Source organism: Streptomyces sp. bgisy100 (genome assembly GCF_057709105.1).
Genome location: NZ_JBYITE010000059.1, coordinates 23793 through 36771, shown reverse-complemented (window position 1 = coordinate 36771; position 12979 = coordinate 23793). Strand labels below are relative to the sequence as shown.

General features: G+C 72.4%; 13 protein-coding genes. 5 read left to right on the top strand and 8 right to left on the bottom strand.

Annotation, left to right across the window (positions count from 1 at the left end):
* The 6 genes from AC3EQ1_RS28030 to AC3EQ1_RS28005 all read right to left on the bottom strand — a co-directional run.
* Positions 1-483, bottom strand: a 483-nt coding sequence (locus AC3EQ1_RS28030; RefSeq protein WP_432097116.1) for a DUF3180 domain-containing protein, incomplete at its 3' end; no start/stop codon positions are given.
* A 65-nt stretch (positions 484-548) separates the two neighbouring features.
* Positions 549-1142 carry a 2-amino-4-hydroxy-6-hydroxymethyldihydropteridine diphosphokinase gene (gene folK, locus AC3EQ1_RS28025; RefSeq protein ID WP_432097120.1) on the bottom strand — a complete coding sequence of 198 codons (594 nt, stop codon included), beginning with the start codon at positions 1140-1142 and terminating at the stop codon, positions 549-551.
* 2 nt (positions 1143-1144) lie between these two features.
* Complete coding sequence (gene folB / locus AC3EQ1_RS28020; protein ID WP_432097115.1) at positions 1145-1504, bottom strand: dihydroneopterin aldolase; 360 nt, start codon at positions 1502-1504, stop codon at positions 1145-1147.
* Between the two features lie 233 nt (positions 1505-1737).
* Entirely contained in the window at positions 1738-2205 is a 468-nt protein-coding gene (locus AC3EQ1_RS28015) for a nuclear transport factor 2 family protein (RefSeq protein WP_351508798.1), read from the bottom strand.
* A complete protein-coding gene (gene folP, locus AC3EQ1_RS28010) occupies positions 2202-3074 on the bottom strand; it encodes a dihydropteroate synthase (protein WP_432097114.1) in 873 nt (290 codons plus the stop codon). Before folP ends, AC3EQ1_RS28015 begins: the two co-directional genes overlap by 4 nt.
* 141 nt (positions 3075-3215) lie before the next feature.
* Positions 3216-5069 (bottom strand): phosphatidylglycerol lysyltransferase domain-containing protein, encoded by a 1854-nt coding sequence (locus AC3EQ1_RS28005; RefSeq protein WP_432097113.1) that lies wholly within the window; start codon positions 5067-5069, stop codon positions 3216-3218.
* A 198-nt stretch (positions 5070-5267) separates the two neighbouring features.
* On the opposite strand from AC3EQ1_RS28005, the gene AC3EQ1_RS28000 reads away from it, so the two are divergent.
* Entirely contained in the window at positions 5268-6395 is a 1128-nt protein-coding gene (locus AC3EQ1_RS28000; protein ID WP_432097112.1) for an alpha/beta hydrolase, read from the top strand.
* Positions 6396-6601: 206 nt separating this feature from the next.
* Here AC3EQ1_RS28000 and AC3EQ1_RS27995 read toward each other — a convergent pair whose 3' ends face one another.
* Entirely contained in the window at positions 6602-7762 is a 1161-nt protein-coding gene (locus tag AC3EQ1_RS27995; protein ID WP_432097111.1) for an ABC transporter ATP-binding protein, read from the bottom strand.
* 138 nt (positions 7763-7900) lie between these two features.
* On the opposite strand from AC3EQ1_RS27995, the gene AC3EQ1_RS27990 reads away from it, so the two are divergent.
* From AC3EQ1_RS27990 to AC3EQ1_RS27975, 4 genes are all read left to right on the top strand, one after another.
* Positions 7901-8638, top strand: coding sequence for an ABC transporter permease (locus tag AC3EQ1_RS27990; RefSeq protein ID WP_432097110.1), 738 nt, complete (start codon positions 7901-7903; stop codon positions 8636-8638).
* Positions 8639-8642: 4 nt separating this feature from the next.
* Positions 8643-9365 carry an ABC transporter permease gene (locus AC3EQ1_RS27985; protein ID WP_432097109.1) on the top strand — a complete coding sequence of 241 codons (723 nt, stop codon included), beginning with the start codon at positions 8643-8645 and terminating at the stop codon, positions 9363-9365.
* Positions 9362-10348 (top strand): ABC transporter substrate-binding protein, encoded by a 987-nt coding sequence (locus AC3EQ1_RS27980; protein WP_432097108.1) that lies wholly within the window; start codon positions 9362-9364, stop codon positions 10346-10348. The genes AC3EQ1_RS27985 and AC3EQ1_RS27980 overlap by 4 nt, the downstream gene beginning before the upstream one ends.
* Before the next feature lie 222 nt (positions 10349-10570).
* Complete coding sequence (locus tag AC3EQ1_RS27975) at positions 10571-11704, top strand: hypothetical protein (protein ID WP_432097107.1); 1134 nt, start codon at positions 10571-10573, stop codon at positions 11702-11704.
* 95 nt (positions 11705-11799) lie between these two features.
* Here AC3EQ1_RS27975 and AC3EQ1_RS27970 read toward each other — a convergent pair whose 3' ends face one another.
* Positions 11800-12942, bottom strand: a complete 1143-nt coding sequence (locus tag AC3EQ1_RS27970; RefSeq protein ID WP_432097106.1) for an NADH-quinone oxidoreductase subunit D — start codon at positions 12940-12942, stop codon at positions 11800-11802.
* Between the last annotated feature and the right edge of the window lie 37 nt (positions 12943-12979).

Here is a 12979-nt window from a genome sequence, read left to right as displayed (position 1 = left end):
GGCAGGGGCCTTCGGGGGGCCGCTGTCCTCGTCCTCCGGCAGCCGGCACACCCGCTCCAGGAAGAGCGCCGCCACGACCACGGCGGCCCCGGTGACGACCGAGAGCCCCGCGTAGATCGCCTGATCGCGCCGCGGACCGGCGTCCAGGCCGTCGATCAGCAGAAAGACGAACGCCCCGGCGTAGACCCCGGCCACCAGCGACGCCACCAGCGCGCTGGCCTGGCCGAAGACCACCGCACGGGCGGCAACCATCGGGTCCACGCCCTTGGCGTCGGGCCGCCGCTCCCGCTGGGCCTTGAGCCGGGCCCGCAGCGCCAGGGCGGTCGCCGCGAGCACCGCGGCGATCACCCCCAGCACGATCGGGGCCGCGACCGGCACTCTCGGCAGCGTGCCGAAGGTGTCCCAGAGCCGCGATCCGGCCCACGACAGCACTCCGGCCACGGCGAACAGTCCGAACAGCACCCGGACCCGCAGCTGCTTCACTTGGCCTGGCCTTCCCTCGCGATGGCGTCCCTGCCCGTACCCGAGGAGCCTAACGACTGCAACGACTACTCGGGGAGGCGGAGTTCCAGGTCGGCGCGGGCGTCCACACCGGTGCGGCCGACGCCGTCCAGCAGCTCCGCGACCGCGCCGCGGCCGGGCACCTCGGCCTCCGGGTCCACGTCGTGCCAGGGCACGAGGACGAAGGCGCGCTCGTGCACCCGCGGGTGCGGCAGGGTGAGCACCGGGTCGTCGGAGACGACGTCCTGGTACGCCACGATGTCGACGTCGATGGTCCGCGGGCCCCAGCGCTCGTCGCGGACCCGCTCGAAGGCCTCCTCGATGGCGTGTCCGCGCTCCAGCAGGGAGGACGGCGGCAGGGTGGTCTTGATCAGCACCACGGCGTTGAAGTACGAGGGCTGGGACTGCGGCTCGACGCCCCACGGCTCGGTCTCGTAGACGGGGGAGACGGCCTTGACCCGGACGCCCGGGGTGTCCTCCAGCGCGTCGACCGCACCCTGCAGGGTCTCCAGCCGGTTGCCCAGATTGCTCCCCAGCGAGATCACCGCGCGTTTCGGGTTGCTGAGCGTGGTGTCGGCGGCGTCCACCTGCTGGACGACCGAGGCGGGCACGGGCTGCACGGTCGGGTCGCTGGTGCTCATGCTCATACTCGGCTCCGTGTGATCGTGATGGTCACGTCGTCGAACGGGACAGCGATCGGGGCGTCCGGCTTGTGGACGCACACCTCGACCTCCTGCACCGTCTCGTGCTGGAGACACTTCTCGGCGATCCGTTCCGCCAGTGTCTCGATCAGGTCGACCGGCTCGCCCGTCACGACGCCCACGACGTCCTCCGCCACCACCCCGTAGTGCACGGTGCGGGTCAGGTCGTCGTCGGCAGCCGCCGGGCGGGTGTCCAGGCCCAGCACCACGTCCACGACGAAGATCTGGCCCTTCTCGCGCTCCTCGGGGAACACCCCGTGGTGGCCGAGGCCTTTCAGGCCGCGCAGTGCGACACGGTCCACACGGATCACTCCTGCCGGTCATCGGATGTACGGGTCGGCGGCGGCCCCCGGCACGCCACTCGCCCCCGAATCTACCTGCGAACCAGGGGTGCGCTCGCCCATGGGGGCTATGGACTTCGGCCCGTCCGGCTGGTAGCAGGGGCTGGGCCCGCGCATCTGCCAAGGGCCTCCTGCCCACCCCTACCCGTCCACCGCGTGGCTCGAACGAGTGGCGTGTCACCGGGCGCTGACGTTCAGCGTCCGGCCGTGGGCTCCTCGCCGTCGCCGTCCTCGTCGCCCTGGGTGTCGGCCAGCACCGGCGACCCGTGGTGCGACCAGATCTTCCAGCCGTCCACTGTGCGTCGGAACACATTCGTGGCGACCACCAGCTGCCCGACCAGCGGGCCGAGCTCGCCGTCCTCCTCCGCGGGGCCGCCGCTGAGGATGTTCTCGGTGCAGGTCACCAGGGCGGTGTCGTCCTCGACCGCCACCTCGACGTCGGTGAGGAAGAACTGGATGTACTCGGTGTTCGCCATGATCACCGCATAGGAGCGGAGCACCTCGCTGTGGCCGCGCAGCACCGGCCAGCCGGGGTGCACACAGCTCACGTCCCCCTCCAGCCACAGACCGGACAGGGCTTCGAAATCTCCCTGCTCCATGGCCTCGTAGAGGGCGGTGTTGGCCAGCTCGACCTGTTCGCGGTCCGTCCGGGCCGCGCTCACCCGGTCGCCCCGGTGCGCTCCGCGCCCTCGACGGCGCGGGCCACCCGCACCGCGTCCGCGGTGGCCCGTACCTCGTGCACCCGGACGGCCCAGGCGCCCTCGCGGGCCGCTATCGCCGAGACGGCGGCGGTGGCCGCGTCCCGCTCCCGGGCCGGCGGCGGGCTGCCCTCACCCCCGGAGAGCACCTGTCCGAGGAACCGTTTGCGCGACGCCGCGACCAGCAGCGGACGGCCCAGGCCGCGCAGCTCGCGCAGCCGGGCGACCAGGGCCAGGTCGTGCTCGGCGTTCTTGGCGAAGCCCAGTCCCGGGTCGATCACCACGCGCTCGGAGGCGACCCCGCCGGCGACCACGGCGTCCAGCCGCTCGCGCAGCTCGGCCAGGACCTCGCCGACGACGTCCCGGTAGACGGCGCGGCTGTTCATGTCGGCGCTGAACCCGCGCCAGTGCATCACCACGAACGGCACCCCGGCCGCCGCGACGACCGGCACCATCGCGGGGTCCGCGAGACCGCCGCTCACATCGTTGACCAGCACCGCTCCGGCGGCGACGGCCTGTTCGGCGACCGAGGCGCGCATGGTGTCCACGGAGACGACGACGCCCTCGGCCGACAGGTCCCGGACCACCGGGATGACCCGGCGCAGTTCCTCGTCCTCGTCGACCCGGCTGGCTCCCGGGCGGGTCGACTCGCCGCCGACGTCGACCAGGTCGGCGCCTTCGGCCGCCAGGCCGAGGCCGCGCTTGACCGCGGCGGCGGTGTCGAACCAGCGACCGCCGTCGGAGAACGAGTCGGGCGTCACGTTCACCACGCCCATGACCGCACAGCGGTCCCACTCCGGAAGACCGGCCACGCGGCCCCGCAACGTACTCATGCCCCCAGCGTAGAGCGCACGGCCTGCTCCGGTACCCGTCGGGGGCAGGGGCTTCCGCCCGGCGGGACGTTGCAGGGGCTGGCATGCGGAACGGGCAGGATCCGGGAGCGGTGTCGGACGGCCTGAGCCGAACGCCGGCACTCAGGCCGCCTGCGGCTCGCGTTCCGCCGTCGGCGCCGTGGACAGGTGGGCGCAGGGGCGTGCCCGGCGGGAGCCGGGGCGGCGGGTGAAGGGCCGCGGCAGGGCCAGGGTGACGAAGCCCTCGGCCTGCATGGCGGCGAAGCCGATCCGCGGCAGGTCGCGGGTGTTGCGGAAGACCAGGAAGCGGGGCTCCCAGGACGGCCGGAACTTCGCGTTGAACTTGTACAGCGACTCGATCTGGAACCAGCGGGAGAGGAACACCAGCAGTCCGCGCCAGCCGCGCAGCACCGGTCCGGCCCCCAGCCGCTCGCCCCGGGCGAGCGCCGAGCGGAACATGGCGAAGTTCAGCGACACCCGCTTCACCCCGAGGCCGGAGGCGGCCTGCAGGGCGGCCACGATCAGCAGCTCGTTCATCCCGGGGTCGGCCGAGCGGTCGCGGCGCATCAGGTCCAGCGACATCCCGTGGTCACCCCACGGGACGAAGTGGAGGACGGCCTTCAGGTCGCCGTACGGGCCGTTCCCGCCGTCCTCGCCGGTCTTGTGGGCGGTGGCGATGACGCAGTCGCCGTCGGCGGGGTCGCCGATCCGGCCGAGTGCCATGGAGAAGCCGCGCTCGGTGTCGGTGCCGCGCCAGTCGGCGGCCGCGCGCTGGATCCGCTCCAGCTCCTCCGGGCGGAGGTCGGCGACCCGCCGCACCCGGGTGTCGTAGCCGTTGCGCTCGATCCGCTTGACCATCTGCCGGACGTTGCGCATGGCCCGTCCGGACAGGGTGAAGTCGGCGACCTCGACCACGGCTTCGTCGCCGAGCTCCAGGGCGTCGAGGCCGGTCTCCCGGGTCCAGACCTCGCCGCCGGTCTCGCTGCACCCCATGACGGCCGGGGTCCAGGAGTGCGCCCGGGCGTGCTCCATGAAGCGTTCGATGGCGCCGGGCCAGGCCTCGACGTCGCCGATCGGGTCGCCGCTGGCCAGCATCACGCCGGAGACCACCCGGTAGCAGACGGCCGCCTTGCCGCTGGGGGAGAAGACCACGCCCTTGTCCCGGCGGAGGGCGAAGTGGCCCAGGGAGTCCCGGCCGCCGTGCCGTTCCAGCAGGTCCCGCAGGAGGGTCTCGTCGTCGTGGGTGAGCCGGGCGGCCGGCTTCTCCGGCCGCAGGGCGAGGTAGCTGGTGGTGACGGCGGTGAGCAGGCCGAGCGCGCCGAGCGAGTAGCCGACGGTCCAGGAGACGCCGCCGGTGTAGCCGACCGGGCCCTCGAAGCCGAACAGGCCGTACAGGACGTGCTCGAGGCGTTGGGTGAAGCCGGGCTCGCCGACGACCCGGCCGGGGTGGGAACTGACGATCAGCATGCCGAGGCCGACGCTGCCGGAGCCGAGCAGGGCGAAGTTGGCGAGGGCCTTCCAGCGGCTCCTCGGGTCCGGGAGTGCGGCGAACTCCCGGCGGTGGCGCAGCAGCAGGGCGAGCAGCGCGAGCGAGAGGAGCGTGCCGCAGACCGAGTGGCGGTAGACGTACTGGGCCACCGCGCCGACGGGCAGCAGGACGACGGCCGCGACCCAGGCGCGCCGCTTGCGCCGTTTGAGGGCGTGGGCCAGGAGGAGCAGCAGGACGCCCGCGCAGATCGCCATGGCCGCGGTGAACGGGCCCAGGGTGCCGGGCAGGACTTCGGCGGCGGCGTGCATCCGGCTGTGCCGGAAGCGGGGGAAGACTCCGGCGGCGATGTCGAGGAGGCCCAGGAGCGTGCAGGCGGTGCCGATGAGGCCGGGCACCTTCTCGGGGCGGGGTCCTCGCAGCACCCGGCGCACTCGTGCGAACCGCGCCGGAACCTCTTCGGACTTTTCGCCATCTATCCTGACAGACATCGCTTCCCGTTAGCTCCGTCGAGAACTTTTGCGGCCGTTGGTCGCGCCTCCCGGACCAGGTGCGTCCTGTAGGACGCCGGCATCCGGGACCGGGTTCCCCGTCCCGGACGTTCCGTCCGAAAGGGGCCCGTACTGCACCTGAAGGGGAGGCACTGCCGCCGCGACACGGATGCCGGGTCGCCTTCGAGAAAGCTTCATATGGCCCTCACCAGCAAGAGGCTTCTGATGCTGGCCGTCGTCGTGGCGGTTTCGGTGTTCACCGTGACCATCTGGTTATGGCCACGGCTCGCGCGGCGCAGCGTACCTGCCGTGCTGGGCCGGGTCGGCATTCTGCTCGGTACGCAGCTGTCGATCCTGGCGGCGGGGGGTGTCGCGGCCAACCTGTATTTCGGCTTTTACAGCTCATGGGCGGATCTGCTGGGCACCGAACAGGAGATGGGCGTCGTCGTCGATCACGACGGGACGGGCACGGGGCGCCTGGTGGTGCAGGGCACCCGGAGCGTGGGGTTGCCGGACGGCGGCAATCCGGGGAAAGCCGGCCGGGTCGACCGGGTGACGATAGCGGGCGAGGGCACCGGAATCACGGCATCCGCCTATGTCTATCTTCCTCCGCAGTATTTCCGGTCCCGGTACGCCGGCCGGAAATTCCCGGCCGCTCTCGTGCTGACCGGTTTTCCCGGTACGGCGGAGAATCTCATCACCCGGCTGAGGTATCCGCAGACGGCCGCCCGGCTGATCGAACGGGGCACGATGCGGCCCACCGTTCTGGTCCTGGCCCGTCCGACCGTGGCGCCGCCCCGGGACACCGAGTGCATGGACGTGCCCGGCGGGCCGCAGGCCGAGACCTTCTTCACCGAGGACCTGCGCCGGGCGGTCGCGGAGCACTACCGGGTCGGCGGCCGGGCCCGGAACTGGGGCGTCATCGGCAACTCCACCGGGGGGTACTGCGCGCTGAAGATGGCGCTGCGCCACCCCGGTGCCTTCTCGGCCGCGGCCGGGCTCTCCAACGTGTACCGGGCGCCCTCCGACGCGACCACCGGGGATCTCTTCGGCGGCAGCAGGAGGCTGGAGCGGGAGAACGACCTGCTGTGGCGGCTGGCGCACCGGCCGATGCCGCCGGTCTCCGTGCTGCTGGGCACCAGCCGGAGGGGGGAGGACAACTACGCCGACGCCCGGGCGTTCGTCGCGCGGGCGAAGCGGCCGCTGCGGGTGTCGTCGATCGTCCTGGAATCCGGCGGGCACAACTTCAGCACCTGGAGCCGCGAGGTGCCTCCGGCGCTCGACTGGCTGACGCACCGTCTCCGGGTGCCGGGGCCCGGGGACTGAGCAGGCCCGGGGGCTGGGCAGGCCCGGGGGCTGGGCAGGCCAGGGAACCGACCAGGCCCGGGGACCGACCAGGCCCGGGGACCGACCAGGAGCGGTGACCGGCCGGGCCGGGGGCGGGCCGCGGCCGGCCCCCGCGGAGGCTGTCGCCCGTTGGCGTTCCGGGCCGGCCGCCCGGAGCGGATGTCCGGTGTTCCGCGGTGGCCGGGTCAGGCGCCGCCCACCGACTCCAGGTCCACCTCGGCCCGGGGGATGGCGTTCGCGTCGGCGTCGATCGAGCGGCGGAGCGCCTCGTGGAGGCGGGCCGGGGTGAGGACGCCGAGGAAGCGGTCGCCCTCCAGGACGGCGATCCAGCCCGCGTCGTGCTGGAGCATGGTGCTGAACGCCTGCTTCAGGGAGGCGCCGACGGGCAGCCAGGCGTCCATCCGGCGGGCGTGCTCGCGGACCGTGCCCTTCTCTCCCGAGGCCGCCGCCTCCCGGGAGAGCCAGCCGTGCAGGTTGTCGGAGTCGTCCAGGACGACGGCCCAGCGCGCGCCGTCAGCCGTCAGCCGGACGGCTGCCGCGGACAGCGGGTCGTCGAGGTGGACGACCGGCGGCTGTTCGAGGTCCCCCGGCTCGATGGTGGTGACCGACAGCCGCTTCAGGCCCCGGTCGGCGCCGACGAAGTCGGCCACGTACGGCGTGGCGGGGGCGCCCAGCACGGCCGCCGGCGGGGCGAACTGTTCGATCCGGCCCTGGCCGTAGACGGCGATGCGGTCGCCCAGCCGCACGGCCTCCTCGATGTCGTGCGTCACGAAGAGGACGGTCTTGCGGACGGTCGCCTGGAGTTTCAGGAACTCGTTCTGCAGGTGCTCGCGCACCACCGGGTCGACCGCGCCGAACGGTTCGTCCATCAGGAGGACGGGCGGGTCCGCGGCGAGGGCGCGGGCCACGCCGACGCGCTGGCGCTGGCCGCCGGAGAGCTGGTCCGGGTAGCGGTCGCCGTAGACGGACGGGTCGAGGCCGACCAGGTCGAGCAGTTCGGCGGCGCGTTTGCGGCTCTCCTTGCGGGGCCGGCCGAGGAGGTGCGGCACGGTGGCGGTGTTGTCCAGCACCGTTTTGTGCGGGAACAGCCCGACCTGCTGGATGACGTAGCCGATCCGGCGGCGCAGCCGCACCGGGTCGACGGTCGCGATGTCCTCGCCGTCCAGCAGGATGCGGCCCGCGGTGGGCTCGATCAGCCGGTTCACCATTTTCATGGTGGTGGTCTTGCCGCAGCCGGACGGTCCGACGAGCGTGACCAACTCCCCCTCGGCGACCTCGAAGGACAGGTCGTCGACGGCGGTGGTGCCGTCGTCGTAGCGCTTGGTGACGTGCTCGAAGCGGATCATGGCTCCCCATTGTGGCCGGTCAGGGCCCGGTTCTTGTGAAGAACACATTGCGGCGGTGTGGGTGTTCTCACCGATTGTCAGCCCTTGGGGATAGGGTCGCCAGGCGTTGTCACGGCGAGCGAGGGAAAGGGGGCGCGCATGAGTGCGCGGAGCTGTCTGGCGGCCAATGACTGGATATGCGGCGAATACCTCCGTTCGCGGAGCGAGGAGCTGGTCGACGCCACGCTCCAGCACGTCGGGATCGCCCTCGCGTCGGTCGCCCTCGGTCTGCTGATCGCCTTCCCGCTGGCGCTGCTCGCCCGTCGCCGGGCCTTCGCCGGGCCGGTGCTGGCGCTGACGACCGTGCTGTACACCGTGCCGTCGCTGGCGATGTTCGCCCTGCTGATGCCGGTGTTCGGAGTCTCGGCCTCGGTCGTGGTGACGGGCCTGGTCCTCTACTCCCTGACCGTTCTGGTGCGGAACATCCTGGCGGGACTGGCGGCGGTGCCGGCCGAGACGCGGGAGGCCGCCCGGGGGATGGGCTACGGGCCGGGCCGCCTGCTGTTCGGCGTGGAGCTGCCGCTCGCGCTGCCCGCGCTGATGGCGGGGGTGCGCATCGCCACCGTCTCCGCGGTGTCGCTGACCACGGTCGGCGCGATCGTCGGGTACGGCGGGCTGGGCAATCTCATCTACGAGGGCATGGGCAGCAACTTCCGGGCCCAGGTGCTGACCGCCTCCGCCCTGTGCGTGGCCCTGGCGGTGCTGGCGGACGTTCTGCTGCTCGGCCTCCAGCGGCTGCTCACCCCGTGGATATCCGGCCGCGGGCGCATACGCGGCCGCATACGCACCGCCACTGCCACCGGCACCTCCACCGCCCGCCCGGCGAAGGCGGGCTGAGCGCATGGGGGCGATGGCGGAGGCCTGGACCTGGCTGACGACGGCCACGCACTGGGCGGGGGAGAACGGCGCGGGGCACCGGCTGTCCGAGCACCTCTTCCTGACGGCGGTCTGCCTGGGGCTGGCCTGCGCGGTGGCGCTGCCGGTCGCGCTCTGGCTCGGCCACATCGGCCGGGGCGGGGCGCTGGCGGTCAACCTCTCCAACGCGGGCCGGGCGGTTCCGACGTTCGCGGTGCTCGTACTGCTGACGCTCACCCCCCTCGGCCGGTACGGCGATGTGCCGACGATCATCGCGCTGGTGCTGTTCGCCGTGCCGCCGCTGCTGACCAACGCCTACGTCGGGATGCGGGAGGCGGACCGCGACGTGGTGGAGGCGGCGCGCGGCATGGGGATGTCCGGCGTGCAGGTGCTGGTCCGGGTCGAACTCCCGCTGGCCTTCGCCCTGATCATGACCGGGGTGCGCTCCGCGGCGGTGCAGGTGGTCGCCACGGCGACGCTGGCGGCGCTGCCGGGCGGCGGCGGGCTGGGCCGCATCATCACCGCGGGCTTCAACACCTACGACACCCCCCAGGTGGTGGCCGGGGCGATCCTGGTCGCCGCACTGGCCCTGCTCGTCGAGGCGCTGCTGGCCCTGGGGCAGTGGCTCTTCGACCCGATGAGGCGGCGGCGCACCGCCGCCCCGGCCAAGGCCGTGGACACGACGACCCGTTGGAGGGTGGACGCATGAGCTCCGAGAACTCCGAGAGCACGGCCCCGGGAGCGGTGCGCGGCGCACGAGCGGCGGGTGCGGTGCTGGCCGCCGCGGCGCTGACGGCCGGGCTGGCCGGGTGCGGCGGCAAGAGCCTGGAGAGCCAGGGCGGCTCCGGGGGCGGCAAGGGGTCCGTGGTCGTCGGCTCGGCCGGATTCACCGAGTCCACGATCCTGGCCGAGCTCTACGTCCGGCTGCTCGACGACGCCGGTTACCACGCGTCGGTCACCACGCTGAAGAACCGCGAACTGTACGAACCGGCCCTGGAGAAGGGCGACATCGACGTGGTGCCGGAGTACGCGGCCACGCTCGCCGAATTCCTCAACGCGAAGGAGAACGGCCCGAAGGCGAAGCCGATCGCGTCCAGTGACGCGGACCGGACCGTCGCGGCGCTGAAGAAGGTCGCCGCCGAGCGCGGACTGAAGGTTCTGCCGCACGGCGCGGCGACCGATCAGAACGCCTTCGCGGTGGCTGCGGAATTCGCCCGGAAGCACCACCTCAAAACCCTCTCCGACCTGGGGAAATCAAAGCTGGAGGTCAAACTCGCCGCCGGTGACGAGTGCGACGAGCGGCCGTTCTGCCGGCCGGGTCTGGTCAAGACCTACGGCATCGACATCACCGGGGTGGACCCCAAGGGCGTCAGCAGCCCGGCCTCGAAGCAGGCGGTCAAGGACGGCACGCATCAGATGATGCTGACCACGACCACCGACGCCACCCTGGACGACTTCGGCCTGGTGCTGCTGAAGGACGACAAGCGGCTGCAGAACGCCGAGAACGTACTGCCCGTGGTCAACGCCGAACAGGCCGGGGGCAAGGGCATCGCGTCGGCGCTCGGAAAGCTCACCCGGACGCTGACGACCGCCGATCTGATCGAACTCAACCGGAAGGTCGACGCGGAGCGGCAGAAGCCGAAGGACGTCGCCGCCGAGTACCTGGAACGGAAAGGGCTGCTGGGGAAGTAGCGGGAGTGGAGCCGGGATTCGGGGGAAGTAAGCGGAACGGGTTGCCGGGGAGGTAACCGGCCGAAAACAGATGGGCGGGCGGGTCCCCATACAGACCGCACGCACGGTAAGTTTCTGGCCATGCCACGTGGACGTCACCGCCATTCACCACCCCTGCACCGGCTTCTTCCCCCGACGTCGATCGCTGCCGCATCCGTTGTCTGTGCTGCCGGCGCCTGGCTGATGGGCGACGCTGTCGCGCTCCGTGTGCTGGTGGCGGGTACGGCCGCCCTCGGCATCGGCTGCGCGGCCCTGACACGGCAGTGGGACCGGGTCGCCGGCAAGCGGGTCGCCGAACTCACCGCGGCACGGGTCCGTGACGAGTGGCGCACCGACGAGCGGATCGCCGAGCTGGAGATGGACCTCGAGGAGTCGCGCGAGCTGCGCAGCGGCCTCGAGGGCAAGCTCCGGTCCAAGCGTGCCGAACTCGCCCGGCTGCGCAACGAGCACGCCGAACTCCTGCGCCGCTACGCCACGGCCGAGACCGAGCGGGCCAGCGCCCTGGAGGGCCGTCGGCAGCTCGCCCTGGAGTCCGGGGAGCCCGCCAAGGCGCTGTCCGCCGACTCCTCCGACCTGGACGCGAACGGCGCGCCCACGCCCAGTACTTATCTGAAGGCCGACCGCGCGCTGTCCGAACTCCTCCGCAACGGGGCCCGGCAGCAGGCGCAGCGCACCGTCGCGGCCGCCCGCCGGCGTGATCTCGCCGAGCGACGGGAGGCGGAGGAGCCCACGGGGAAGCACGCGGCGGCCGCCGGGACCTCCTCCCGTACGGCCGCCACCGACGACACCGCGGTGGAGAAGGGCCGGCAGCACAAGGTGCCCACGGCCTCCGCGGTCGTGCCGCACGCACCGCTCCGCCGCCCGGCCGCGCCCGGTGTCGGCGGCTTCGACTTCTTCGGGACCCAGGGGCTGGACCAGGCCGTCCCGGCTCCGGCCGAGCGTCCGGGACCGGCTTCCGCACCGGCCCCCGACGAGGACCTGGCCGATGTCGTCGGCGCGGAGGCGTTCGCCGAACACGAGGCGAACCGGGCGGAGGAGGCGAAGGCGGCCGACGCGGAGGAGACCGAAGCGGAGGCGGCCGATGCGCCGGGGACGCCGACGGCCGATGCTCGCGCCGAGGCCGCGGACGGGGCCGATGCGGACGGAGCCCGGCCGGGAGCCGCCGCCGACGGCGTCGAGGAGGCGTCCGAGGGCACGGACGGAGCGGGGAACACGTCCGGTGCCACGGGCGAGTCGGGCGAGGTCATCGACCTCACCGAGTACGACGAGACCGAGCAGATCGACATCCGGCGGCTGCGGCGGGTCCGTACGTCCTGATTCCTCAGAAGTGACGTCGGCGCCGGTGTCCCGTCCCCATGGGGTGGAGGACACCGGCGCCGGCGTTTGCTTGCCGGACGTCTACTGGCCGGACGTCACTTGTCGATGTCGCCGACGACGAAGAACAGCGAGCCGAGGATCGCGACCATGTCGGCGACCAGCGTCCCCGGCAGCAGCTCGGTCAGCGCCTGAATGTTGTTGTACGACGCCGAGCGCAGCTTCAGCCGGTACGGCGTCTTCTCGCCCTTCGACACCAGGTAGTAGCCGTTGATCCCCAGCGGGTTCTCGGTCCACGCGTAGGTGTGGCCCTCCGGGGCCTTCAGCACCTTCGGCAGCCGCTGGTTGATCGGCCCCTGCGGCAGCTCCTCGATCCGGTCCAGGCAGGCCTCGGCGAGCTCCAGCGAGTTGTGCGTCTGGTCCAGCAGGCACTCGAAGCGCGCCAGGCAGTCGCCCTCGGTGCGGGTGGCGACCCGCAGGACCTCCCGCAGCTCCCCGTAGGCGAGGTACGGCTCGTCCCGCCGCAGGTCGAAGTCGACGCCGGAGCCGCGGGCGATCGGTCCGCTCACCCCGTAGGCGTGCACCGTCTCCGGGGCCAGCACGCCGACCCCGCGGGTCCGGCCCCGGAAGATCTCGTTGCCGAGGACCAGCCGGTCGAAGACGTCCATCCGCGAGCGGCAGGCGGCGACCGCGTGCCGCGCCCGGCCCAGCCAGCCGGCCGGGAGGTCCTCCTTGAGCCCGCCGACCCGGTTGAACATGTAGTGCATGCGCCCGCCGGAGATCTCCTCCATGACGTGCTGCAGCTCCTCGCGCTCGGTGAACGCGTGGAAGATCGGGGTGATTCCGCCCAGTTCGAGCGGATACGAGCCGAGGAACATCAGGTGGTTGAGCACCCGGTTCAGCTCGGCGAGCAGCGTACGGGTCCAGACGGCGCGCTCCGGCACCTCCATGCCCAGCATCCGCTCGACGGCGAGGACGACGCCCAGCTCGTTGGAGAAGGCCGACAGCCAGTCGTGACGGTTGGCGAGCATGATGATCTGGCGGTAGTCGCGCGCCTCGAACAGCTTCTCCGCACCGCGGTGCATGTAGCCGATCACCGGTTCCGCGTGCTGGATCCGTTCGCCGTCGAGCACCAGCCGCAGGCGCAGCACCCCGTGCGTGGACGGGTGCTGCGGCCCGATGTTGAGCACCATGTCCGTGCTCTCCGCCGCACCGCCGATCCCGACTGTCGTCTCCGTCATGGGAACAGTCTCGCAGCTCCCCCGGCGGCCTACGCTG

Bases quoted from the DNA above. Each gene is read 5' to 3' on its own strand.
- AC3EQ1_RS27970 (WP_432097106.1), bottom strand. From the start codon at position 12,942: ATGACGGAGACGACAGTCGGGATCGGCGGTGCGGCGGAGAGCACGGAC.
- folK (WP_432097120.1), bottom strand. From the start codon at position 1,142: ATGAGCACCAGCGACCCGACCGTGCAGCCCGTGCCCGCCTCGGTCGTC.
- folP (WP_432097114.1), bottom strand. From the start codon at position 3,074: ATGAGTACGTTGCGGGGCCGCGTGGCCGGTCTTCCGGAGTGGGACCGC.
- AC3EQ1_RS28005 (WP_432097113.1), bottom strand. From the start codon at position 5,069: ATGTCTGTCAGGATAGATGGCGAAAAGTCCGAAGAGGTTCCGGCGCGG.
- AC3EQ1_RS27975 (WP_432097107.1), top strand. From the start codon at position 10,571: ATGGGCGACGCTGTCGCGCTCCGTGTGCTGGTGGCGGGTACGGCCGCC.
- AC3EQ1_RS27990 (WP_432097110.1), top strand. From the start codon at position 7,901: ATGAGTGCGCGGAGCTGTCTGGCGGCCAATGACTGGATATGCGGCGAA.
- AC3EQ1_RS27980 (WP_432097108.1), top strand. From the start codon at position 9,362: ATGAGCTCCGAGAACTCCGAGAGCACGGCCCCGGGAGCGGTGCGCGGC.
- AC3EQ1_RS27995 (WP_432097111.1), bottom strand. From the start codon at position 7,762: ATGATCCGCTTCGAGCACGTCACCAAGCGCTACGACGACGGCACCACC.
- AC3EQ1_RS27985 (WP_432097109.1), top strand. From the start codon at position 8,643: ATGGGGGCGATGGCGGAGGCCTGGACCTGGCTGACGACGGCCACGCAC.
- AC3EQ1_RS28000 (WP_432097112.1), top strand. From the start codon at position 5,268: ATGGCCCTCACCAGCAAGAGGCTTCTGATGCTGGCCGTCGTCGTGGCG.